This is a genomic window from Streptococcus sp. (assembly GCF_019414905.1).
In the GTDB taxonomy this organism is placed as follows: domain Bacteria; phylum Bacillota; class Bacilli; order Lactobacillales; family Streptococcaceae; genus Streptococcus.
On sequence record NZ_DXLC01000309.1, the window covers coordinates 1,029 to 1,968 of the forward strand.

1 protein-coding gene is annotated in these 940 nt (G+C 43.8%); it reads right to left on the reverse strand.

The window, feature by feature from the left end; all coding sequences use genetic code 11:
- Positions 1-450: DUF1269 domain-containing protein (locus QZ359_RS09305; protein WP_293965931.1), on the reverse strand; the 450-nt coding region annotated here is incomplete at its 3' end.
- Between the last annotated feature and the right edge of the window lie 490 nt (positions 451-940).

A 940-nucleotide genomic window follows, 5' to 3' on the forward strand; every position in this document is an offset into this window, starting at 1 on the left:
TGCTACATCCCAACGCACGATTTGGGTGTCGTACTTGGTGAAGTAAGCATCGATGACTGCTTCGTTGTCTTCTTGCACCAAGGCAACAACGGCTGTTTCACCGTTAGTCAATTTCTGAGAAACAACGTCAATCAGGCCAGTTTCTGCCGTATCAATGGTATCACCAGCAGCCAAACCATAGAGGCTACCCATACCATAACCAAACAAGACGCCGATAGGACCACCCAAAAGCCCGATAACTGCACCGAACAAGCCACCTTTTAGGGCTGCATCCGTCGTTGAATCTTCAAAGTCATAGCGTTCTTTTTCAACGATATGACCGTTTTCATTTTTGACCAAGGCGATTTGAGCAACCTTGGTCGTCTGAGTTTGGCGGAAAGCCTTCAAATCCGCAAAGGACTGATAAGCTTCGCTTTCAGTGTTAAAGATTGAAACTACTAGGTTTTCCATAGTTAGTACCTCTTTTCTAAAAATCACATATACATTATAACACAGTTTTCTTTTTTTGAAACTACTTTTATGCGACAATTTACATGATATGTCGCAATTTGTCAGCGTCGAAGGACTGGTGCAGGCAGCGGTATATCCTTGCCATATCTCGGGCCAGACACTCTGGCGACTCTGAGTGATTATCAAGAAAGGCGTCCAGCAACATCTTAAAGCCACCCGTGCAAAAAGTCAATAAATGTGTCTTTCCTACAAATCCCCACCACTGATAGGGGGTACGAACATACACGAAAGTAGGGCTAAACCCATGATACGTATAATGACGGTTGAACTGATTAATCCCTATATCCGTCATGTGGAACATAGCACGTAGTACCTGGGGCGGAGTAAAAGTAGTCGCTAGCGATCTTAAAGTTGTCGGTGACTAAGCATGGAAAAACAACATGAAGATTGACTACTTCGCTGTAACATCAAAGATGCCCCATCATAAAAG